Below are 17,652 nucleotides of genomic sequence, written 5' to 3' on the forward strand. Positions count from 1 at the left end.
TTTACGATTTGATATAATCATATCCATTGCCTGTTTTCCTCCGAGCAGATCCGGTTTCTGGCATAAGCGGATCCCTTGCACCCAATGACTGGATGGTTTTACATTCACGTGAATAATACTGTTTCGCTTCAGACTGACAGATAAAGGGATCTTGAATGCACTTTTATGTAGATGAAACCGGACATACCGGCCCGAACCTTTTTGACCCTACTCAGCCGGTGCTTTCTTACGGCGTGCTTTCTTCGCCGGACGACCTGGACAAGGTTGCCGAAGCAGGGCTTGCTGCTTTGCGTAAGAAACTGAAGGTACAGCGCTTGCATGCCGCAGAACTGGGCATACACCGTCTTGGTGAGGTGGTCGATACGCTGCTTATTCTGCAGAAGAAGCACCGGATGCGGTTTGATGTTTGGCAGGTGGTTAAACGCGATCACGCCATCATTTCATTCTTTGATCAGGTGTTTGATCAGGGAATGAACCCGGTGGTGCCCTGGACGGCCTACTGGACCCCGCTGCGCTACCCGTTGCTGCTGAATCTGGCAAATCTTTTTGATGACGAGCTTGCAGAAAAAGCGTGGCGCGCCCGCCTTGAGCCCCATAATGAACGTTCATCCGCGCTTTTCAGCGAGGTCTGTAGTGTGTTGCTTCAGCGAGTCGATGCTTTGGGTGACGCCCGATCAGTTGAAATCATTACCGATGCCCTGTACTGGGCAATGGTCAACTTTGACGAGCTGAGCTACAACTGCAAAACCGGTAAGCAAAAGCTGCAGATCATGCCCAACATGATTGGATTCCAGTCCGTCCTGCACGGAATTTGTTCCCGCCTGGGGGCGCCCAACCGCAAGGCCAATATCATTGTGGATCAACAGTCGCAGTTCAACACCACCCAGCGGGAGTTGAGCGTCTTTTATCGTCAGATCCGCGAACAGCCGTGGGAGCTGGGACCCGGCCTGCCGGTGATGAACATGAAGAACATGCCGGAGAAGCCGCTGGTTTTCCAGTCTGGAACCCAGAGTGCCGGGCTGGAGCTGGTTGATATCTATCTGTGGACCTTCAAGCGCTTTCTGGAAGAGAAAGAGCTGACCAAACCGCTTACCCGCCTGGTTTACACCAACCTCAAAACGGCACGAACGACCAGTGTTTCGCTGAAATCGATCGGTATCCGGTTTAAGGAATTTTTTGAAAAACTGCCGGAGCCGACGGCGGAAATAATACAAAAGGCGAGCGAATACCGGGATCAGGAAGAGGCGCGGCGCCTGAAACATCGCGTGCCTGCCCCCTCCCAGCCCTGACTGTCCATCTCCCTTGGCCGCCCGTATGGTGCAGGATCGGGCGGCCGCCGTCATACAGGGAAAACGCCCGGTGGCGCTTGCCTGCCTCCCTAGCTTCCATTAAGATTATGAATAATATGGATTTATTCAGTTATTTGACGCTGGTTCTGCCCGATTTAAGCCCCGACCGTTGTCACGTCCATTTCGCGTCGATAAACGACTACGACGAAGATCCGCTGACCGAGTTTGAACACGGCACTTTCGATGAATGGCAGTGCTGGCAAAAGAAAAAGGTATTCAGGCGCCCGTATGTGGTTTCGTTGATCCAGACGGAGAACAAGCTGCGCTGGATGTACGCCGGAACCTATAAGACCGGTGAGTTGCCGCGTGTGATGGAGTCTGTCAGTGGGCGTGATGAGGCCTATTACCGCTATGCGCTGGCACCTGTCACTGCCCTCAGCGAGTATGCCGGCCGGCTTCATGTGTCACGGGCGCCGGCGGCCAATGCCCGGGCGTTTGTCCGGCTGGCGGAGGCTGTGGCCCCGTATCTGGCGATCACCGACATCTCACCAGCCCGCCGCGCCCTGGGCCGCTTTCCGGGCTACCGGGAGGTGTGCATTGACATGCGGACCCTCGGGTTGATCCTCCGGGAAGATAACCGGTCGTGGATCCGCGCGCTTTCTGACGTCAAAGGGATATACCTGCTGACCGATGAGGAGGGCGGGAAGCTGTATGTGGGTAAGGCGGATGGCGCGGAGGGGGTGTGGGGACGCTGGATGAGCTACCTGCGAACCGGGCATGGCGGCAATGCCGGCTTGAAGGAGGCATTCGGCGATCTCGTGGGCCCGCGATCAGATCAGGTCAAATTTTCCGTGCTTGAGGTCATGGGGTTGAACTGCGAAGAAGGGGAGATTGACCGGCGTGAGGCACACTGGAAACGAGTGTTGCTGACGCGCCGCTTTGGTCATAACCGGAACTGACCGCCCGATGCTGCGGCCAGGCACCAGTCATCCCGCCGCCTGGCCGCTCGAGCGTCAGCGCCTTTTCATTTGTCCTACCGCCGGCGTACCACAAACAGGTCGCCGATGGCCGGTGCGTGGTTGAAGATGCGCGCGTGGGCAGTGGCCATCTGGTTACAGTGCGTTTCCAGCGCCTCGTACGCCTGGATGACATCCGTTTTCAGGGCGGCCCTTTCGTCATGCAAATCGGAAATTGTCCCGACCATATGAAGGTTTGTGGGGTGAAGGTTGTTATACCGATGCTGAATGTTCAGATCCGTCTGCAGATAAGACTGCAAGGTTGCCGCCGCGTAAACGGCGTTCTGGAAAGCCCCTTCCAGTTGCACCAGGCGGGTTTTGTACCGGCCAGAAAATTGCAGGCCGTAGGTGTTCAGGCGGAACGCTATACGCTCCACCTCGTCCTTACGTTTTTTCTCATTGTTGACGGAGGTAGCCAGTGGAGCAATTGCCTCCCGATATGCATCGTAACCGTAGGCAGTGAAGTCGGCCTGAAGTGCGTTAAAGCGGGTCATCGCCCACCCGGCATCTTTCAGCAACGAGTTTTGATGGCCCAGCCAGATGTAGTGCTTGTTGACCAGCTGGATCGCCTCCTTATAGCCTTCCTGGGTGGTCAGCTGCGGCAACCAACGGCGCGCCACGACGAATGCCCCGACCGCGCCGACGGCCACGATCCCGTTGGTCACCACGGCCAGCCAGTCGGCGGCGCTGCCGCTCTCTTTCAAGCCAAACAGCAGCGCCACTACCAAAAGCACTAAACAGGTCAGCGCCGCGCTGATCACGGCCGTCAAGGCCACTTCGCCGATCTGCTGCCACCATGGCGGAGGCGGGCGGATCGGCGTCGCTTGCTCAGGGACGGGGGGGGCCGGCTCACTCATCAGCAGGAGCCTCCGTCAGGCAGATTGTAAAATCCCCTGCCCCGTCCGGTTGCAGGCTGACGCCCTGCTTATTGAGCGTCTGGAGCATCAGGAAGTTACGCTGGTTTTCTTCTTTAACCTCGGAAAGTTTTTTTCCTTTCAGGAGCATCACAGCGCTTTCTAAATCCGCGGTTCTTTGTGCGATCTGGTCTTTGTCGTACCTGACATAAATCTCCTCAGATTGCATATCGACATATTCAAAGAGCCGCTCATCCAGCGTTCGTTCCTGAAGACGTCCGTTATCGAGCGCCTTGCGAATATTGTTCTGGCATTTCTCTGCCGGATGCGCACGCCAGGTTGAGGAGTGTTCGGCCGCTACCTGGGAAAAGCTTTGATCGTCTATCCCCTCAGCAGGCCAGTGAGCCGTAATTTCACTCCAGACGGTATCGGCAAGACCCTGCCAGACGGTGTCTTTAACCGACATGGCAGACAAAATATCGTCGTCGGTAATGTTGCGGATACCTTTGTATATGGCCAGACGCAGTACTTCGACCTCCTTAACCGGCTGCTGCGTCAAGGTGACGCAACGGACGTAAAGTTCATCAAGCTCAGCTGCAGTGCTATCATCTATGTGTTTCGTAGGCATATTGGTGTTCGACCTTAGTAAAAAATTAAAATGATAAACTTATTGGCTTGTTGTTTTCTAACTTTCTAAGTTTATTAGTTTGTGGTTGCAACGGTATCATAACCGGGTTTCTAATCAAGGTGTCATCAGTATTTTTTGTCTTCTGCGTCCCTCTGTTCAAGAACAGATCCGAAAACCCCAAGTCCCGGATCTGCCGATCATCCCCCTTCCCCGCCGCACGGTCTGCCACAACATGTGGTGGCTCATTCAGCTGCTTAAGCTACCAGATGTTGTGTTTACGCCTTCTCCCGTGATCCGCCGCGCAGGGGCAAAAAAGGGCACTTTGCTCCTTCCCCGACCGTGGTACACTTTCCGGAAAGTTTGAAATAGAAGAAAAATCGGATCACCCGGAAACGCCTGTCCGGTAATTTAATAGGGTGTCTATGTGCCTGCTTATTATCATCTGGGTGATGTTTTCGGTTGGTAACTGCGAGGGCGATCATCGTCACCGGCGTGAGGGTTGGAGTGATTGCGTGGCGTGATAATTTTGTGGAAAGGACTGAAGAGGGAATAAGTGGACGAGCAGGAACTTTTTTGTGAGCTGAAGGATAGTGGCTACAGATTCGTGTGGTATCTCTGCGAACCTGGTATTGCCAATCCGGACGGGATCTCCCCTGATATTCATTTCATCGTTGATCTGAACGGGAAGGAACTGGCCCGCCGCTTAAACATCCATGAACAACCAGAAGATGGCTGGCGAATTGACTTCTGGCACGCCAGAGATTTTAGGGGGCTGCCGGAAGGTGCTGTGAAGGTGGATTTACATCTGGTGTTAGCCCGGCTCCTTATCGGACAAACGGGGTCCATGTTTTCGCGGCCCTTTTTCCTCTCCGCAGAGAAGTGATCATAATGGTGGGTGGGATTTTGTACTCAATAAGGAACACTCATGGGTGACTGGTTTATTGCCACTGAGGGCGTGAAGATCGTCAAAGACAGCGCCGGCCTGTGGCCGCAGATCATCACGGCGGTTTCGTCCGCCGGCGCGGCATTGGGCGGTGTGTACCTGGCCCACTACTTTACCCGCCGGCGGGAGGAAAGAGCAGTGGCGGCGAAGCAGGCCAGTGAGCGTCTTTTTATCGCCACTGAGCTGGTCTTCCTGATTGAGCAATTTGTAGAGGGCTGTGCTGGAGTTGCTACCGATCACGGTGACGTGAACTCCAAAGCTATCACGGTTCCGACAATATCTGTTCCTGTCCTCGACTATTCAGCTGTTGCCGGGGACTGGCGGGTGTTACCCGCAAAGCTAATGTACCGTATTAGGGAGTTGCCGGTGATTCAGGGGGAGGCTGATCGGACTATTCATTCTGCAGAGCATATTCCCCCCGACTTTGATGAATTTTTTGAGGCGCGGCAGTACCAGTACACCCGTCTCGGACTCAAGGCCATCATCCAGGCCCGGCGACTGAGGCAGTTAGCGGGTCTCCCGCATACTCGTCTTGATGCGACCCCCTGGTCGGCCCAGAACGTCCTCTGGAAAGAATGGCGGCAGGAAAGAAAACGGCGCCGCGTTCAGGCTGTTCTGATGGCCCAGTCGCTGGCGGCGTTACCGGTCGAGGAAAAGCCATGAATATCTCGCCCCTCCCTGCCCTGCCTGGCTCGTATTCAGCAAATCCGGCACCGTTGCCCGTGGCTATCGATTATCCGGCCGCGCTGGCGTTGCGACAGATGACCCTTGTCCATGACGACCTTCCCAAATACCTGCTGGCGCCGGAGATCAGCGCCCTGCTCCACTATGTGCCGGATTTGTACCGAAAAATGCTGATAGCCACCCTGTGGAATACCGGTGCGCGTATCAACGAGGCGCTGGCACTGACGCGCGAGAACTTCTCACTGGTGCTCCCCTACCCGTTCGCGCAATTGGCCACGCTCAAGCAACGCACGGAAAAAGCCGCCCGAACTGCTGGCCGACTTCCGAGGGGCAGCTCAGCACACCGCCTGGTACCGCTGTCCGATCCGCAGTACGTCGCGCAGCTGCAGACAATGGTGGCCACGCTGAAAATTCCGCTGGAACGTCGGAATCCCAAAACGGGTCGCATGGAGAAGGCGCGACTGTGGACGATCACCGATCGGACGGTACGCAGTTGGCTGGCGGAGGCCGTGGAGGCTGCAGCGCGCGACGGTGTGACGTTCTCGGTACCTATCACCCCGCACACCTTCCGCCACAGCTACGCGATGCATATGCTCTATGCCGGCATTCCGCTCAAGGTACTGCAGGCGCTAATGGGTCACAAGTCGGTCAGCTCGACGGAGGTGTATACGAAGGTGTTTGCGCTGGATGTGGCGGCACGGCATCGGGTGCAATTTTCGATGCCAGAAGCGGACGCAGTGGCGATGCTCAAAGGTCGGTAGCGAGTGGCCTAGAGATAAAAACAGGCAGGCCGGTCAAGTGACCGGCCTTTTTCCCCTGGTGTTTCCTGGCGTACTGCATGGTTGGTGTTTCTGATGTTTAGTAACTCTAAACAAGTCTGATGTTAAGTGATGCTAAACATGTCGTCAATCCTTTCTATGACGGCAGACCATGGTTCCCCAACGACTGAAAAGCGCCCGCCTCCGGGCTGGGCTTACACAAGAGAAACTGGGCGTACTGGCGGGTATTGATGAAGCCACCGCCCGTTCGCGGATCTCCCAATACGAGAGTGGTACCTACACCCCGTCCTTTACGACTATGTGCGCACTGGCACGTGTACTTAACGTCCCGGAGTGTTATTTCTATGTGCTGGACGAGGGTTTTGCGGAGAAAGTTTTATTGCTTCACGTTCAAAATTGAATCGTTTTTAGATATCATTTTAATATTAAAATAATATCTAAAAGATACTTTTTTGATGTTGTGATAATCCTGTTTTGATTGGCAGTGAGTGTATTGATATGCTTAACTATTCTGTTAAGCTTTTTCACTAGAGACCGTTATCACAAACGGGTGATCAGGTGTTGGTACTGAACCTGAGTTTTCGACAATGAACCCGACTTCGCGGATCTTACCGCAGCAACAATAGCCTCGCGAGTCATCTTCGTTTTCTGGCATGATACTGAATATCGATCGAGCAAGCTGAATTTGTACGTCTGTCATGCTGAGATAGAACTGATTCTCATGCGTGTTTATTGTCCCGTCCGGATGGCGTAGAAAAACCATGTCAGAGCCGAATTGACCGCGGCCTTTTCGAACTTGAACGCAATAACCCAGACGCATTGCGTTATCGCCACAAGTTGTGCTGGTGACAACGAATTGCCCCTTTGCTGGGTGGCTCCCTGGGCTAATCATGTTTTGGTAATCGGCCAGGGCAATGATTTTTTCTATAACTTCGTGTGTCATTGGTTATTCCTCTCAATTACCATCCAAAATGCAATTCAAATAATCCTACTTAAATATTGTTTTAATATTAAAGTAATTGTTAATTAACTCCCGCCTCCAACCGTGGCTCCTCGGTTCAATAGCTGGCGAATTGCGATGTTGATGAGTGCAGCCCGAGACACGCCATCTTCAGCGGCTTTCACATCGAGCCGGTCCAAAATCTCAGGATCTATCGTTAACGTGATCTGTTGACGTTTGCCTTTTACTACGCCCTTTCTTCGCGTTGCCGCGCCATCTGGAGCCGAATTTATAAAGGCTTCTGCCGCGCTGTCTTCAGCAGGGGTAGTGTTTTTTTTCGTTGGTCTTACAATAGCCATTTATTACCTCTTTAATCGTTTTTTAATATTACTTTAATATTCAAATGGTGTTAAATGACTATGAAAATAAGATTGATATTAATCTTTCCAGGTCAGCGTCAGCTTTGGGATCCCTTGGTTTCATTTCAAGCGTACATTTCCCTGATGCTGCCCCATTCGACCACGCTTTACGCGCCACAATATGTTTGGGGATTAGTGTCAGTTCTGGGAAGTCTGCAATCACTTCTGCTGCCTCTCGATTATCAATCGAGTGTGGATTGGAGTCGGCAGCGTTGATAATAGCGAAAACGTTCAACCCATCTCTCACACTCCGCGCTTCTTTGATCAGTGCAGATATGTCTTCAAGAGCCCAAACGTCGAAGCTTCCAGGACGGTATGGAACCAACAGTGCATCGGATAGCACTAAAGCAGCACGTAACGCTGTGGAGTCCCTGCCACCTGCATCAATGATGATGTCATCATATTTCATCTTTTGCTGGAGCACTTGAGCACGAAGGATCGGTCCTTCGGGATAAGACACACAGGCGATACCTGGCAGCGAATCATCATTTGCCCTTATGCCAACAGCGATTTGAGCCGTGCCTTGTCGATCCCCATCTATCAATAATACATCTCGACCCTGTTGTGCTCGTGCTGCAGCGATGTTTACTGCCAAAGTGGTTTTGCCTACCCCGCCCTTGGTGTTTCCTACTGTTATAATCATATCGTTTCTACCTTTTTTTAATATTACTTTGATAGTGAAATGAGGTTTAAATAATAGTCTTTTGGGTTTGTGTGTCAAGCCTGTTTTATTGGATTATTATGATATTAAAATGATATTACTTTAATTGTTGTGTGATGGTGCGCGAGATCTCATGTTTCGCCGCGCTTAATCTAGCCTCGCACTGGTCTGTGGCAAGTATTCGCTGGCGCCGCCGGCATCACCCGTTCGCACTCCTTTCACGTTGTTCCACTCGTTTGCGCATGCGGCTTCTGCCGTCGTACCTGCCACATCCCTGACAGGCGAGCCTTGTTTTTTGCGCCATGGCGAGAAAATGAGTTCTTGCCTCCCAAGGGAGACACACCATGAGCAACCAACTTTCCTTCGATGCACTGTTAGCCCCCGAAACCCCGGTTCAATGTGCGCCGCGTATGACGCCACGCGAAGCCAGAAAACAATTCATCAAAACGTTCTCTGTTATTGCGACCTATCACCGTCGTCTCGATGTTTTCCGCGACTTCATTCGCCTGGCTGCTAATGAACTCGATTTGGTGCGAGTACGGTCAGAGGAGGGCAGGGAAGAAGCGGTTCAGATTTGTAAGCGATACGAGGCTGTTGATCTGCAGAGGATGCAGCAACTGTTTTGTTTCTTAATCGACGCGATGGAAGGGGGAATGGATGACCTGCTGGGCGGGATATTTATGGAGCTTGAATTTGGCTCGTCGTCGATGGGGCAATTCTTCACGCCGTGCGAAGTCTCACGACTCATTGCCGCCCTGACACTCGGGGACCATGTTAAAGAGCTGGAACATCGCCCGTTTATCACGTTGGATGAACCTGCCAGTGGTTCGGGCGGCATGGTGATCGCCGCTGCTGAACACCTGCTCTCTAAAGGGTATAACCCGCAACAAGCGCTTTATATCCGTTGTACAGATATCGATCCTTTGGCTGCGGATATGTGTTTTATCCAGCTTGCGCTCTTGGGATTACCGGCCTCGGTCTATACCGGAAATACGTTGACGATGAAAATGTTTAAAGTCAGGCATACCCCGATGTATTACGCCAACGGCTGGAGCGAAAGACTTCGCCTGGTTGATATGATCACGAAATTCAAGGCGGTGTTACACGCAGTTTAAGGGGAAGGGGGCATGGCCCCCTTTTTCTCTTTTTTTGCCGCCCTGTTGGTTCCAACCGGCATTGAGCCGGCAGGAACCAATGCACCCATCGCTTGCAGCAGGCTGTCGCCTGCGCCGCTTTCACTGCCCGACCGCTTGTGCGGTCGTTCGCTGATGCCGCCAGGCAAAAAAGCCTGGCCCTTTCTGGTGTATCCCCTTAGCCCTGGCTACGCGCAAGGCGTCCGTCCCCGTGACTGACCCTGGGCCGGGGCGCCGCCGTCACAAGGGTTCGCTTCGCCGGTATCCTCACCCGTTCGCACTCTCTCCCGTTGGTCATTCGCTTGCGCGTGCGGCTTGCGGTCCCGCCCTTGCATCGTCAGCTGATACCCCGTCCCGGTCATGTTGTCACGGCGCCAGTCACCCCGCGCCGGCAAAAAGCCAAAAGGGGTATACACCAGAAAGAAGTCGAAACGGGAGGGTTTATGACGAAATTATTGAAAGAAGTTCTGGCCGAACTGGCCACCAACCCTACGAGCAGTACGCTGCAGGATGAGGCGACGGAGGCCACTTTGGTCCGCGTCTCTGGGGCGGCGGAAGCCGTATTGGCGTTCCTGGAACGATGCCCGGGCGATGATCGCGATGTCACCTCGGTTTTCAGCGATTTGATGGCCGATCTCTTCCACCTTGGACAACACCTGCACACCGCCGGTGTTTATGCCGATTTTCCGTTATGGCGACAGGCAGTATTACTGACAGCGATGGGGCACTTTGACGCGGAAACCACCGGGTTTACCGCGATGGAGGCAAGTCACCCGGATGCTGCATTCGCCCTGCTGAGCTACATCAATAGTCGAAAACAGCATGATCAACATCTCAGCGTTGCCGCCAGCTTACTGGCAACAGAACTGGTCCTGCTGAGTGCTCGTCTGGAGCCGTTGTCGAACCAGAATGCACTGACCACCGTCATCGCCGAAGTCTACAAATAATCATCAGGGCGGTGAATGTCGCCCATTAAAAAATTGGATATCTCTATGAATAACAAGATTTGTTTCAAAGGTAAAAAGACATTTGAGGTGATCACGCAAGCACGCCAACAGGGGTGTGATGTGCTGCTGGTCAAAGATGAAGGGGTGTATTTGATGGCGGCAGCGCGTACCAAAGGAAAGCGGTTATTGGCCTATGCCGAAGGGTTGGATCCGACGACCCGTGACAGTGGCGACGTGTTTGATGACGCCTGCCGGATATGTGGTGGGGACGACTTTATGGAGCGTCTCCCGTCGGACGATCCGACCTTTGACCACCTGCTCGAGAAACAAGGTCATCTTGAATTTCTCATTACGCAAACCGAGTTCTGTATGACGTCGGTGGGTTAAGAGTGTTGCCCGGTTCGCGTTAATGACAGCACTGCGGCGCGACAAAACTCCATTGATACTCATGCTGAGTATCAATGGAGTCAGTAGGGGGTTCTTCAATCATAAAGTGACTCAGTTTGATGCGTAACGACGCGGGTGAGTACATAACAAACTCATATTGAGTATTTTATTTTACTCAAAATGAGTAACTATATCTTGATGTGGTCTATGTTTTTCTTATAATGATACTCAAATTGAGTAACTAAAGGGGTGTGAAATGCATATTTGCTGTGATGATGGCTCTACCAATGTGAAACTGGCCTGGTATGTGGCGGGGGATTTACGCACGACCTTGTCACCCAATTCTTTCCGTCAGGGATGGAAAATCGATGGTATCGGCAGCCGTCGCACGTTCAACTATCTCGTTGATGGCGTGAAGTATACCTTTGACGATGTCAGCCAACAGGCGATCAGCACGACCCACATTGAGTATCAGTACGGTGATACCAATCTCCTGGCGGTGCATCATGCCTTGCTAAACAGTGGCGTGGAGCCACAAGCGGTAAAGCTGACCGTCACATTGCCGATCAGTGAGTTTTATACCGAAGATTGTCAGAAAAACACGGTTAATATTCAGCGAAAAATCGACAACCTGCTTCGACCTGTGACGTTGAACAAGGGGGAGGCCTTTACCGTGGCGGCTGTTGAAGTGATGCCAGAATCCCTGCCTGCGGTGTTTTCTCCCCTGGTGCGGGAGAATGTCGGGCCGCTGGAAACGTCCCTGGTTATCGATTTGGGCGGTACGACGCTCGATGCCGGAGTCATTGTCGGGCAGTTCGACGATGTGACGGCGATCCACGGTAATCCCACCCTGGGTGTTTCGATGGTGACGCAGGCCGCGCTGACGGCGCTGCGTATGGCGGACAGCGATACGAGCGCCTATGTGGCGGATACGGTGATCCAACGCCGCCATGATCGCGCCTTTTTGTCACAGCTGATTAATGATGCTTCCCGGGTTGATGACGTTATCGCCGCGATAGAGCACGGTATCACCCGGCTTGGCGATCGTGTGGTGAACGAACTGGCGCGATTCCGCCACGTTAACCGGGTTTGGCTGGTCGGTGGGGGCGCTCCGCTGATAGAATCTGCGGTAAGAAAAGCCTGGAAACTGCCGGCAGAGCGTATAACGCTGGTCGAAAGCCCGCAAATGGCGCTGGCGAGTGAAATGGCATTGTATAAACAAGAGGGATAACCGTGAGCGATAACAGCAGTGATACCCGCCGTAAATTTACCAGCTATTTGCAGCTGGACTGCGAAGCCGATCGCCATGCCCTGGATGTGGTTGAATCCATTTCGCAGCGAGTACGCGGGGATTTCCTGCGTAATGCCATCATCACAACGGCGGCATTACATCAGCTCGACCCACGGTTACCGGTGTTGCTGGCCACGATGTATAACGGCCAGTTGACCAGCGAGCAGCTGGTCAACCTGGTCAGCCAGACAACCGGCTGGAAACCCGATATGGCGGCGATCCGCGACGTGATTACGGCGTTGTCCGGTGAGGATTGTCGATCGGTGGTTCCGGTCGAACCTGTTCAACAGCCGAGCGAATTGGCTCCCCTGGGAGAGGCGCGCAAGAAACTGGGTAAATTGCTCTAAGGGGGCAATTATTGCCGGATTATGTGTTTGTTATCGCGTTTCAGGGTGCATAAATTGCCTGTTTTTTAGAAGGAATGGCAATGCATGGATGTTTTTGAATTGAGATTATGGCGTGCCGGTCAATATTTTACGCTGTCTGAGGCGCGTTCGCTACGTCCTGGTAGCCATTGGCGGCAAGAGGATGCAGCTCATGCTCTGGGGGTGTCAGAACGGACTTACCGAACCTATGAAAATAGTGGCGTGTCCCGATCGGCGCGTCTGGGGATCCAGACACTGATGTTGATCCGCCTGCTCCCCGATTTGCTCCGGATGGACCCACCGCAAATCGTCTTGCAACTGCAGGCGCTGACGCGCCATGACCAGACAACACCCCAGTCCAGAGGCGTGGTATCGCTTGTTATGCCTTCTGCAGGTATGAAGGCCTGGCGGGGTTCGCTGGGCTGGACGCAAAAACAGACCGCGGATTATCTGGGTGTTTCGCTGCGGACCGTCAAGCACTATGAGCAGGGGCCTTTGCCGCGTCGGCTGATGCTGGCCGCCCAGGCCGTTACGCTGGCCACGTTGTTGCCGGTCTGGTCAACCTATCCGTGTGCCAGGCTACTGCAGGTGCTGGATCAACTGGTCAATATCGACGTGAACTAGCACAGGGTTTATGGTGGCCAGGGCTGGCCACGAAAAGGATCCCCGGCAGGGCCGGGGCCCCGAAACATCGCGCTCCCGTCTGTCTTGTCATTTTCCTTTTTCCTCCCAACGGTCACTGCCGGCCTCGAACCGGCCGCGACCGATCCCCTGATATTAACCTTCGTGCTGTCTTCCCTTTTTCCGCCCTGCAGGCGGGGATCAAAAGGGTATGGCGTCGCCTGGGCTTACGCCGTAGCCCGAACGTAGCCGTGCCGCTACGCCTGCAAGGGTTCGCGTTGCCCGTATCCTCTCCCGTTCGCACTCCCTCCCTGCGGTCAGTCATTTGCGCTGCGGCCTGCGGTACGGCCCCTGCATTCTCCGCTTTGCGCACGTCTGTGTTTTGGCTACGGCGCAAGCCGATATCCGACAACCTGACTGGAGAAGAATGATGCCTAACTGGTGTGCAAACCGAATTATCGTGACTGGAAACCCAGATCAACTGACCGCCGTGACCGATTTTGCCCGGGACGAAGGGGAAGTGAGTTTTTTCAACGAGGCCGATGTCGATGTGACAGCCTTTGGAGGGACTGTGCAGATTGATTTTGATACACGGTGGGCGCCTCCGGAATGTGCCGATATCCGCGCGCTGAGTAAACAGTTTTCCTGTCACGTCATTCATACGTTCAGTGAGGCAGGTGAGGGGTTCTGCGGTTATCACGTCTATGCGTGTGGTGAATATATCGACAGTGCCAGTGACGATCTGGAATGGTCAGAAGAGCGTGATGAATACGGTTACGCCGAGGTTGTTGGCCCGGAATATGTGTTAGGTAACGTCCCGAATTACGGCGGGTAATACGGCGGTTGCGCCCCTTAGGGGCGCTTTTTGGCACAAAAGGAAATAGCACAATGTTTGAACGAATGACGATTGCAGGGCTGATTACCCGTTTAAAACGCTATCCCGAAGACGCTTTGTGTGTGGGCAGTTTTTGGCTGGATGATGATTTTCTTGAGTTAGACGGTGCGCTGACTGCCTGCGAAATTGAGGCGGCGATGGAAATCGTTCATGACAACCATGATGCCAATGTTGGGATCAACTGGGATGCTATCCAGCACGCGATTGATATCGTCAAAGCGGAAGGATAGATCGCTTTCACTGGCCGCCATTGGCGGCCGCTAAGGAAAGCCGTTGCCAACGGCTTCACTCTGAGCCTCGTTATACGTGCTGTCGGCGGTGATCACTTTTGCTGTGACAGACATTGCCCTGTTCCGGTTCATCAACAAGGGTACAGGCTAACGCCCGCTTCCTCCCCCGTTCGCACCCCCTCCCGAGGGGCGGGTGTTTGCGCTGCGGCCTCGGTATCGCCCTTGTTTCTGCCCCTGATGGAACGGGGCAGTCTGGTGTCACAGCAACGTGCTCCCCGCACTCATAAATAGCGGAAAGGGGCACCATAAAGAAGCCGGAGAGAAACAATGAATACCTCAGTAAATACCGCCCAATCCGATGCGGGATCCGTGACCAAAATCGAAGTTACCGATGCACGACGCCGTTTGGCCTTTGTTCCGAGGCTGTTTGCGACGCCGCTGGGTGAGAGTATGGCGATCAGCTTTTTGCATAAACACAGTAATTACGAGGGGGGCATGTGGGCTTTTTATGAGGTTCCGCGCGGACTCAGCGGCCATGTTGCTCCGTGGACGGATATCATAACAACCCGGCCAACGGGCTACATTGCCCCGACTGAGGGCACGTACAGGTTGAGTATTCCGGGGAACTACTTCGATGCAGAGGTCTCGGCCGATGCCGCTGGAATTATAGCGACCCTGTTTGTATTGAATCAGCTTGCCTGGAAGGTTTCCGAGATGGGAAGCGAATATGCGTTGACCTGTCAGGGACTTATCGACCGTCAGGATGCGCTAAAAGATTATGTCAGCAGCATAAGTCACCCTGAGAGAGCGCTGATTTTTCGCGCAATTGATTGAATTATTGTCCGGGCGTTCTGCCCGGATCTTCTCCCTGACGTTTATTTTCTGAGCCATGGGCGATGCGTTTGGCGTCGATTTTGTTTTAGCTCACATCTTCTTTATGTTCGAAGATCAAGGGCTATGGCCCCCGTTCGGCTCCCCGGCGGTGCCGGGTCGTCAGCCCCACTCCGTCAGTTCCCCCGGTTTACCGGCGTCTCAGACTCCGCCGAACCCCAGCGGGTTTCGGGCTATCGCTAGGGTCTGATGGCTAAAGGTCAAGACAAGGCGCTTGCAGCCGGCTTATTGCCGGCGCCGCTTTCACTGCCCGACCGCCTATGCGGCCGGTCGCTAAGGCTGCCAGGCTAAAGGCCTGGCTCTTTCCGCTGTCTCCCCCAGTCTGCGGCTGCAGCGCATGGAGACTGTCTCCGTGACAGACGCTGGGCCGGGGCGCCGACAGCACAAGGGTACGCTTCGCCGGTGTCCTCACCCGTTCGCACTCTTTCCTTCCCTCCGGTCGTTCACTCGCTTGCGCTGCGGCCTGCGGCACCGCCCTTGTTCCGTCAGCTGATACCCCGGCCCGGTCTTTGTGTCACGGCGCCAGACTCCCCGCGCCGGCAAAAAGCCGAAGGGGAATACACCAGAAAGAAGCCGGATAGGGCGGATTCTGGGCACGTTTTATCACTGATGGAGGAATTACCCATGTCCAAGACCACGACCAAACCAAGTGCAAAAAAAATCGTGAAGACTGAGGCTGCTCAGTTTGTCGAAGCGACCCTGGCTCAGGCCGAGTTGAAATATGTCATGCTCAAAGAGCTGGCTGCGACGGCCCTCAATGCGCGCATAACGCCCCGTACGACCGCAGATATTGAAGGGCGAGCGGCCAGTATTGAGGGCGCTGGGCTGCTGCAGAATCTCGTCGTGTATCTCATGGCTGATGGGTTGTACGGGGTTGCTGCCGGTGAAACCCGCCGTTTGGGCCTCAACGTGCTGATGGAGCAGGGACGGTCTGCGGCAGGCGTTCCTGTGACGCCAGAGTTCAGGGTAGCCGTCTTGGTGGTGTGTGAAGACGACGCTCATGCCATCTCCATCGCGGAAAACGTACAGCGCTCTAATCTGGAGCCTGCTGACCAACTGGAAAGCTTCCGCGTCATGGCGGAAAAGGGAACGTCTGTTGAACGGATCGGGGCCATTCTTGGTTACAGCACGGCTCATGTCAAAAAATGCCTCAAGTTGACGACCGTCGCGCCAGCCCTGCTGGAACTGCTGAAAACCAACGACATCAATTTTGACCAGTTAGCCGCACTGGGCGCAACCGATGATCACCCGCGTCAGATTCAGGCATGGGAAAAGGGTCATTATTACGAGCAATACCGTACACCCAAGGCGTTGCGTGAAAGCGTGCTGAACGATGAAGTGTCAGCGGTAGAGAGTGATTTGGTCGATTTTGTTGGGCTGGAAGCCTACCAAGCGGCAGGTGGTGAAACCCGTGAAGATTTGTTTGCTGACAGCATCATCCTGACCAATCGGTTGCAGTTGGAAACGATGGCGCTTGCCAAGCTGCAGGACGCGGCGGACATTGTCGCTAAAGAAGAAGGTTGGGCTTGGGCACAAGGCCGGTGCAAGGAAGTGAGGAGCTGGGGTGAGGATGCAAAGGTTTTCGACGTGCTCTATGCCCATGCCACGTTGAGCGACGAGCAGAATGCAGAAGTTGATCAACTGGAGTCTGAGAAAAAATTGCTCGAAAGCCAGCTCGAGGGCGCTGATGCCGACGACGAGTGGGAGCATACCCCGCGTATCGGGCAAATTAACGCACGTCTTGTCGAGATCAACGAACACGCTGAAATCAACAAATGGTCGCTGGATGTACGCGACACGGCGGGTGTGGTTGCCTATCTGCAAGACGGGAAAATTAATATCCAACGCGGTTTGATGAAGATGGAAGACATCAAGCTGGTTGAGAAAACCGAGCGTGAAAAAGCCAATAAAGAAACCCCACCGTCAGAGAAAGGGTTATCGCAGGTGTTGGTCAACAGTCTGTCTGCCGAACGCACTCTGGCCGTTGCCGCCTCGTTGGCACAAAATTCGATGGTTGCTCTTGTCCTGCACACCTTCACATTAACACGCCGGATCTTTGGAAAGAGGTATTTCAGCGAACTGCATACCTCCGTGGACAGCCAACGCAGCAACTGCCTGAACCAATCCGCGGACGCAGGCAGTGAAAACGGCCTCGCTAACCAGACGCTGAACGCGCTGCATGAGAGCTGGCTGAGTCGCTTTCCGCAGGAGTGGGTCGACGGGTTCGACTGGTTACTGGAATGGCCACAGGAAGACGTGCTGGCGCTGCTGGCCTACTGTGTTTCCCACGGTCTCGATGGCAGAGAGTGCCAATTGCATGACAACCGCGTGGGTACCAAGCTGGCGCGTGTTGAGAAGGCGCTGAACTTCCAGATCGGCGATTGGTGGAGACCGACCTCTGCCAACTATTTTTCACGCATCGCCAAAGACCAGATTGTTGACGCACTCAACAGTGCCGGTCGCGCCGGTAATGCCAGCGACGCCGAGGGCATGAAACGCAAAGAAGCGGCGGAGTTCGCCGAGGCCGTGCTGAAAGAGACCTCTTGGTTGCCCGCCTGCATGTCACCCGCAGCGCAGCCGCAGCCTGTGCTGGAGAGTTCCACTGATACGGGGACTCCCCTCAACACTGATTCTGCTGCTGACGTCCGCGCTGCCGCCTAACTGACAGGGAGCTGCCGC

The 17,652-nt window shown here is 54.2% G+C and carries 21 protein-coding genes; 16 read left to right on the forward strand and 5 right to left on the reverse strand.

All coding sequences use genetic code 11. The features are described from left to right. The first annotated feature begins 155 nt into the window (after positions 1–155). Positions 156–1,289: a DUF3800 domain-containing protein gene (locus QDT79_RS24805; RefSeq protein ID WP_308317234.1), complete on the forward strand. Its 1,134-nt coding sequence runs from the start codon at positions 156–158 to the stop codon at positions 1,287–1,289. A gap of 116 nt (positions 1,290–1,405) precedes the next feature. Further along, positions 1,406–2,248, forward strand: a complete 843-nt coding sequence (locus tag QDT79_RS24810; protein WP_308317235.1) for a GIY-YIG nuclease family protein — start codon at positions 1,406–1,408, stop codon at positions 2,246–2,248. Positions 2,249–2,322: 74 nt separating this feature from the next. Here QDT79_RS24810 and QDT79_RS24815 read toward each other — a convergent pair whose 3' ends face one another. Further along, complete coding sequence (locus QDT79_RS24815; RefSeq protein ID WP_262245332.1) at positions 2,323–3,162, reverse strand: hypothetical protein; 840 nt, start codon at positions 3,160–3,162, stop codon at positions 2,323–2,325. Continuing rightward, positions 3,155–3,787 carry a hypothetical protein gene (locus QDT79_RS24820; protein ID WP_262245333.1) on the reverse strand — a complete coding sequence of 211 codons (633 nt, stop codon included), beginning with the start codon at positions 3,785–3,787 and terminating at the stop codon, positions 3,155–3,157. The genes QDT79_RS24815 and QDT79_RS24820 overlap by 8 nt, the downstream gene beginning before the upstream one ends. Positions 3,788–4,340: 553 nt before the next feature. Here QDT79_RS24820 and QDT79_RS24825 point away from each other — a divergent pair. From QDT79_RS24825 to QDT79_RS24840, 4 genes are all read left to right on the forward strand, one after another. Continuing rightward, positions 4,341–4,670: a hypothetical protein gene (locus tag QDT79_RS24825; RefSeq protein ID WP_308317236.1), complete on the forward strand. Its 330-nt coding sequence runs from the start codon at positions 4,341–4,343 to the stop codon at positions 4,668–4,670. Positions 4,671–4,712: 42 nt separating this feature from the next. After that, positions 4,713–5,393 carry a hypothetical protein gene (locus QDT79_RS24830; protein ID WP_308317237.1) on the forward strand — a complete coding sequence of 227 codons (681 nt, stop codon included), beginning with the start codon at positions 4,713–4,715 and terminating at the stop codon, positions 5,391–5,393. Then, entirely contained in the window at positions 5,390–6,175 is a 786-nt protein-coding gene (locus QDT79_RS24835; protein WP_308317238.1) for a site-specific integrase, read from the forward strand. Before QDT79_RS24830 ends, QDT79_RS24835 begins: the two co-directional genes overlap by 4 nt. 169 nt (positions 6,176–6,344) lie before the next feature. Then, complete coding sequence (locus QDT79_RS24840) at positions 6,345–6,593, forward strand: helix-turn-helix transcriptional regulator (protein WP_129935323.1); 249 nt, start codon at positions 6,345–6,347, stop codon at positions 6,591–6,593. A 114-nt stretch (positions 6,594–6,707) separates the two neighbouring features. Here QDT79_RS24840 and QDT79_RS24845 read toward each other — a convergent pair whose 3' ends face one another. From QDT79_RS24845 to QDT79_RS24855, 3 genes are all read right to left on the reverse strand, one after another. Further along, positions 6,708–7,136: a plasmid protein gene (locus QDT79_RS24845; RefSeq protein WP_308317239.1), complete on the reverse strand. Its 429-nt coding sequence runs from the start codon at positions 7,134–7,136 to the stop codon at positions 6,708–6,710. An 83-nt stretch (positions 7,137–7,219) separates the two neighbouring features. Then, positions 7,220–7,492 (reverse strand): ribbon-helix-helix domain-containing protein, encoded by a 273-nt coding sequence (locus QDT79_RS24850; RefSeq protein WP_129935325.1) that lies wholly within the window; start codon positions 7,490–7,492, stop codon positions 7,220–7,222. Between the two features lie 58 nt (positions 7,493–7,550). Continuing rightward, positions 7,551–8,195 carry an AAA family ATPase gene (locus QDT79_RS24855; RefSeq protein ID WP_129935326.1) on the reverse strand — a complete coding sequence of 215 codons (645 nt, stop codon included), beginning with the start codon at positions 8,193–8,195 and terminating at the stop codon, positions 7,551–7,553. Between the two features lie 362 nt (positions 8,196–8,557). Between QDT79_RS24855 and QDT79_RS24860 the strand changes: the two genes are divergently transcribed. The 10 genes from QDT79_RS24860 to QDT79_RS24905 all read left to right on the forward strand — a co-directional run bounded on the left by QDT79_RS24860 (position 8,558) and on the right by QDT79_RS24905 (position 17,634). Then, on the forward strand, positions 8,558–9,328 hold the full coding sequence (locus tag QDT79_RS24860) for an N-6 DNA methylase (protein ID WP_308317240.1): 771 nt from the start codon (positions 8,558–8,560) through the stop codon (positions 9,326–9,328). Between the two features lie 461 nt (positions 9,329–9,789). Further along, the gene (locus QDT79_RS24865; RefSeq protein WP_129935328.1) at positions 9,790–10,293 is read left to right on the forward strand and encodes a hypothetical protein; all 504 of its coding nucleotides are present in this window, start codon (positions 9,790–9,792) and stop codon (positions 10,291–10,293) included. Between the two features lie 45 nt (positions 10,294–10,338). Then, positions 10,339–10,680, forward strand: coding sequence for a DUF3085 domain-containing protein (locus tag QDT79_RS24870; RefSeq protein WP_165367280.1), 342 nt, complete (start codon positions 10,339–10,341; stop codon positions 10,678–10,680). Positions 10,681–10,936: 256 nt separating this feature from the next. Then, entirely contained in the window at positions 10,937–11,911 is a 975-nt protein-coding gene (parM, locus tag QDT79_RS24875) for a plasmid segregation protein ParM domain-containing protein (RefSeq protein WP_308317241.1), read from the forward strand. Between the two features lie 2 nt (positions 11,912–11,913). Next, positions 11,914–12,318, forward strand: coding sequence for a plasmid partitioning/stability family protein (locus QDT79_RS24880; RefSeq protein ID WP_129935331.1), 405 nt, complete (start codon positions 11,914–11,916; stop codon positions 12,316–12,318). 84 nt (positions 12,319–12,402) lie between these two features. Continuing rightward, a complete protein-coding gene (locus tag QDT79_RS24885; RefSeq protein WP_129935332.1) occupies positions 12,403–12,960 on the forward strand; it encodes a helix-turn-helix domain-containing protein in 558 nt (185 codons plus the stop codon). 424 nt (positions 12,961–13,384) lie between these two features. Beyond that, positions 13,385–13,792: a DUF1281 family ferredoxin-like fold protein gene (locus tag QDT79_RS24890; protein WP_308317242.1), complete on the forward strand. Its 408-nt coding sequence runs from the start codon at positions 13,385–13,387 to the stop codon at positions 13,790–13,792. A gap of 53 nt (positions 13,793–13,845) precedes the next feature. Beyond that, positions 13,846–14,082: a hypothetical protein gene (locus QDT79_RS24895; protein ID WP_128865569.1), complete on the forward strand. Its 237-nt coding sequence runs from the start codon at positions 13,846–13,848 to the stop codon at positions 14,080–14,082. A gap of 327 nt (positions 14,083–14,409) precedes the next feature. Then, a complete protein-coding gene (locus tag QDT79_RS24900; RefSeq protein WP_308317243.1) occupies positions 14,410–14,916 on the forward strand; it encodes an antirestriction protein in 507 nt (168 codons plus the stop codon). A 681-nt stretch (positions 14,917–15,597) separates the two neighbouring features. Next, complete coding sequence (locus QDT79_RS24905; protein ID WP_308317244.1) at positions 15,598–17,634, forward strand: ParB/RepB/Spo0J family partition protein; 2,037 nt, start codon at positions 15,598–15,600, stop codon at positions 17,632–17,634. The last annotated feature ends 18 nt before the right edge of the window (positions 17,635–17,652 follow it).

This window comes from Serratia marcescens (assembly GCF_029846115.1).
GTDB classification, from domain to species: Bacteria; Pseudomonadota; Gammaproteobacteria; order Enterobacterales; family Enterobacteriaceae; genus Serratia; species Serratia marcescens_L.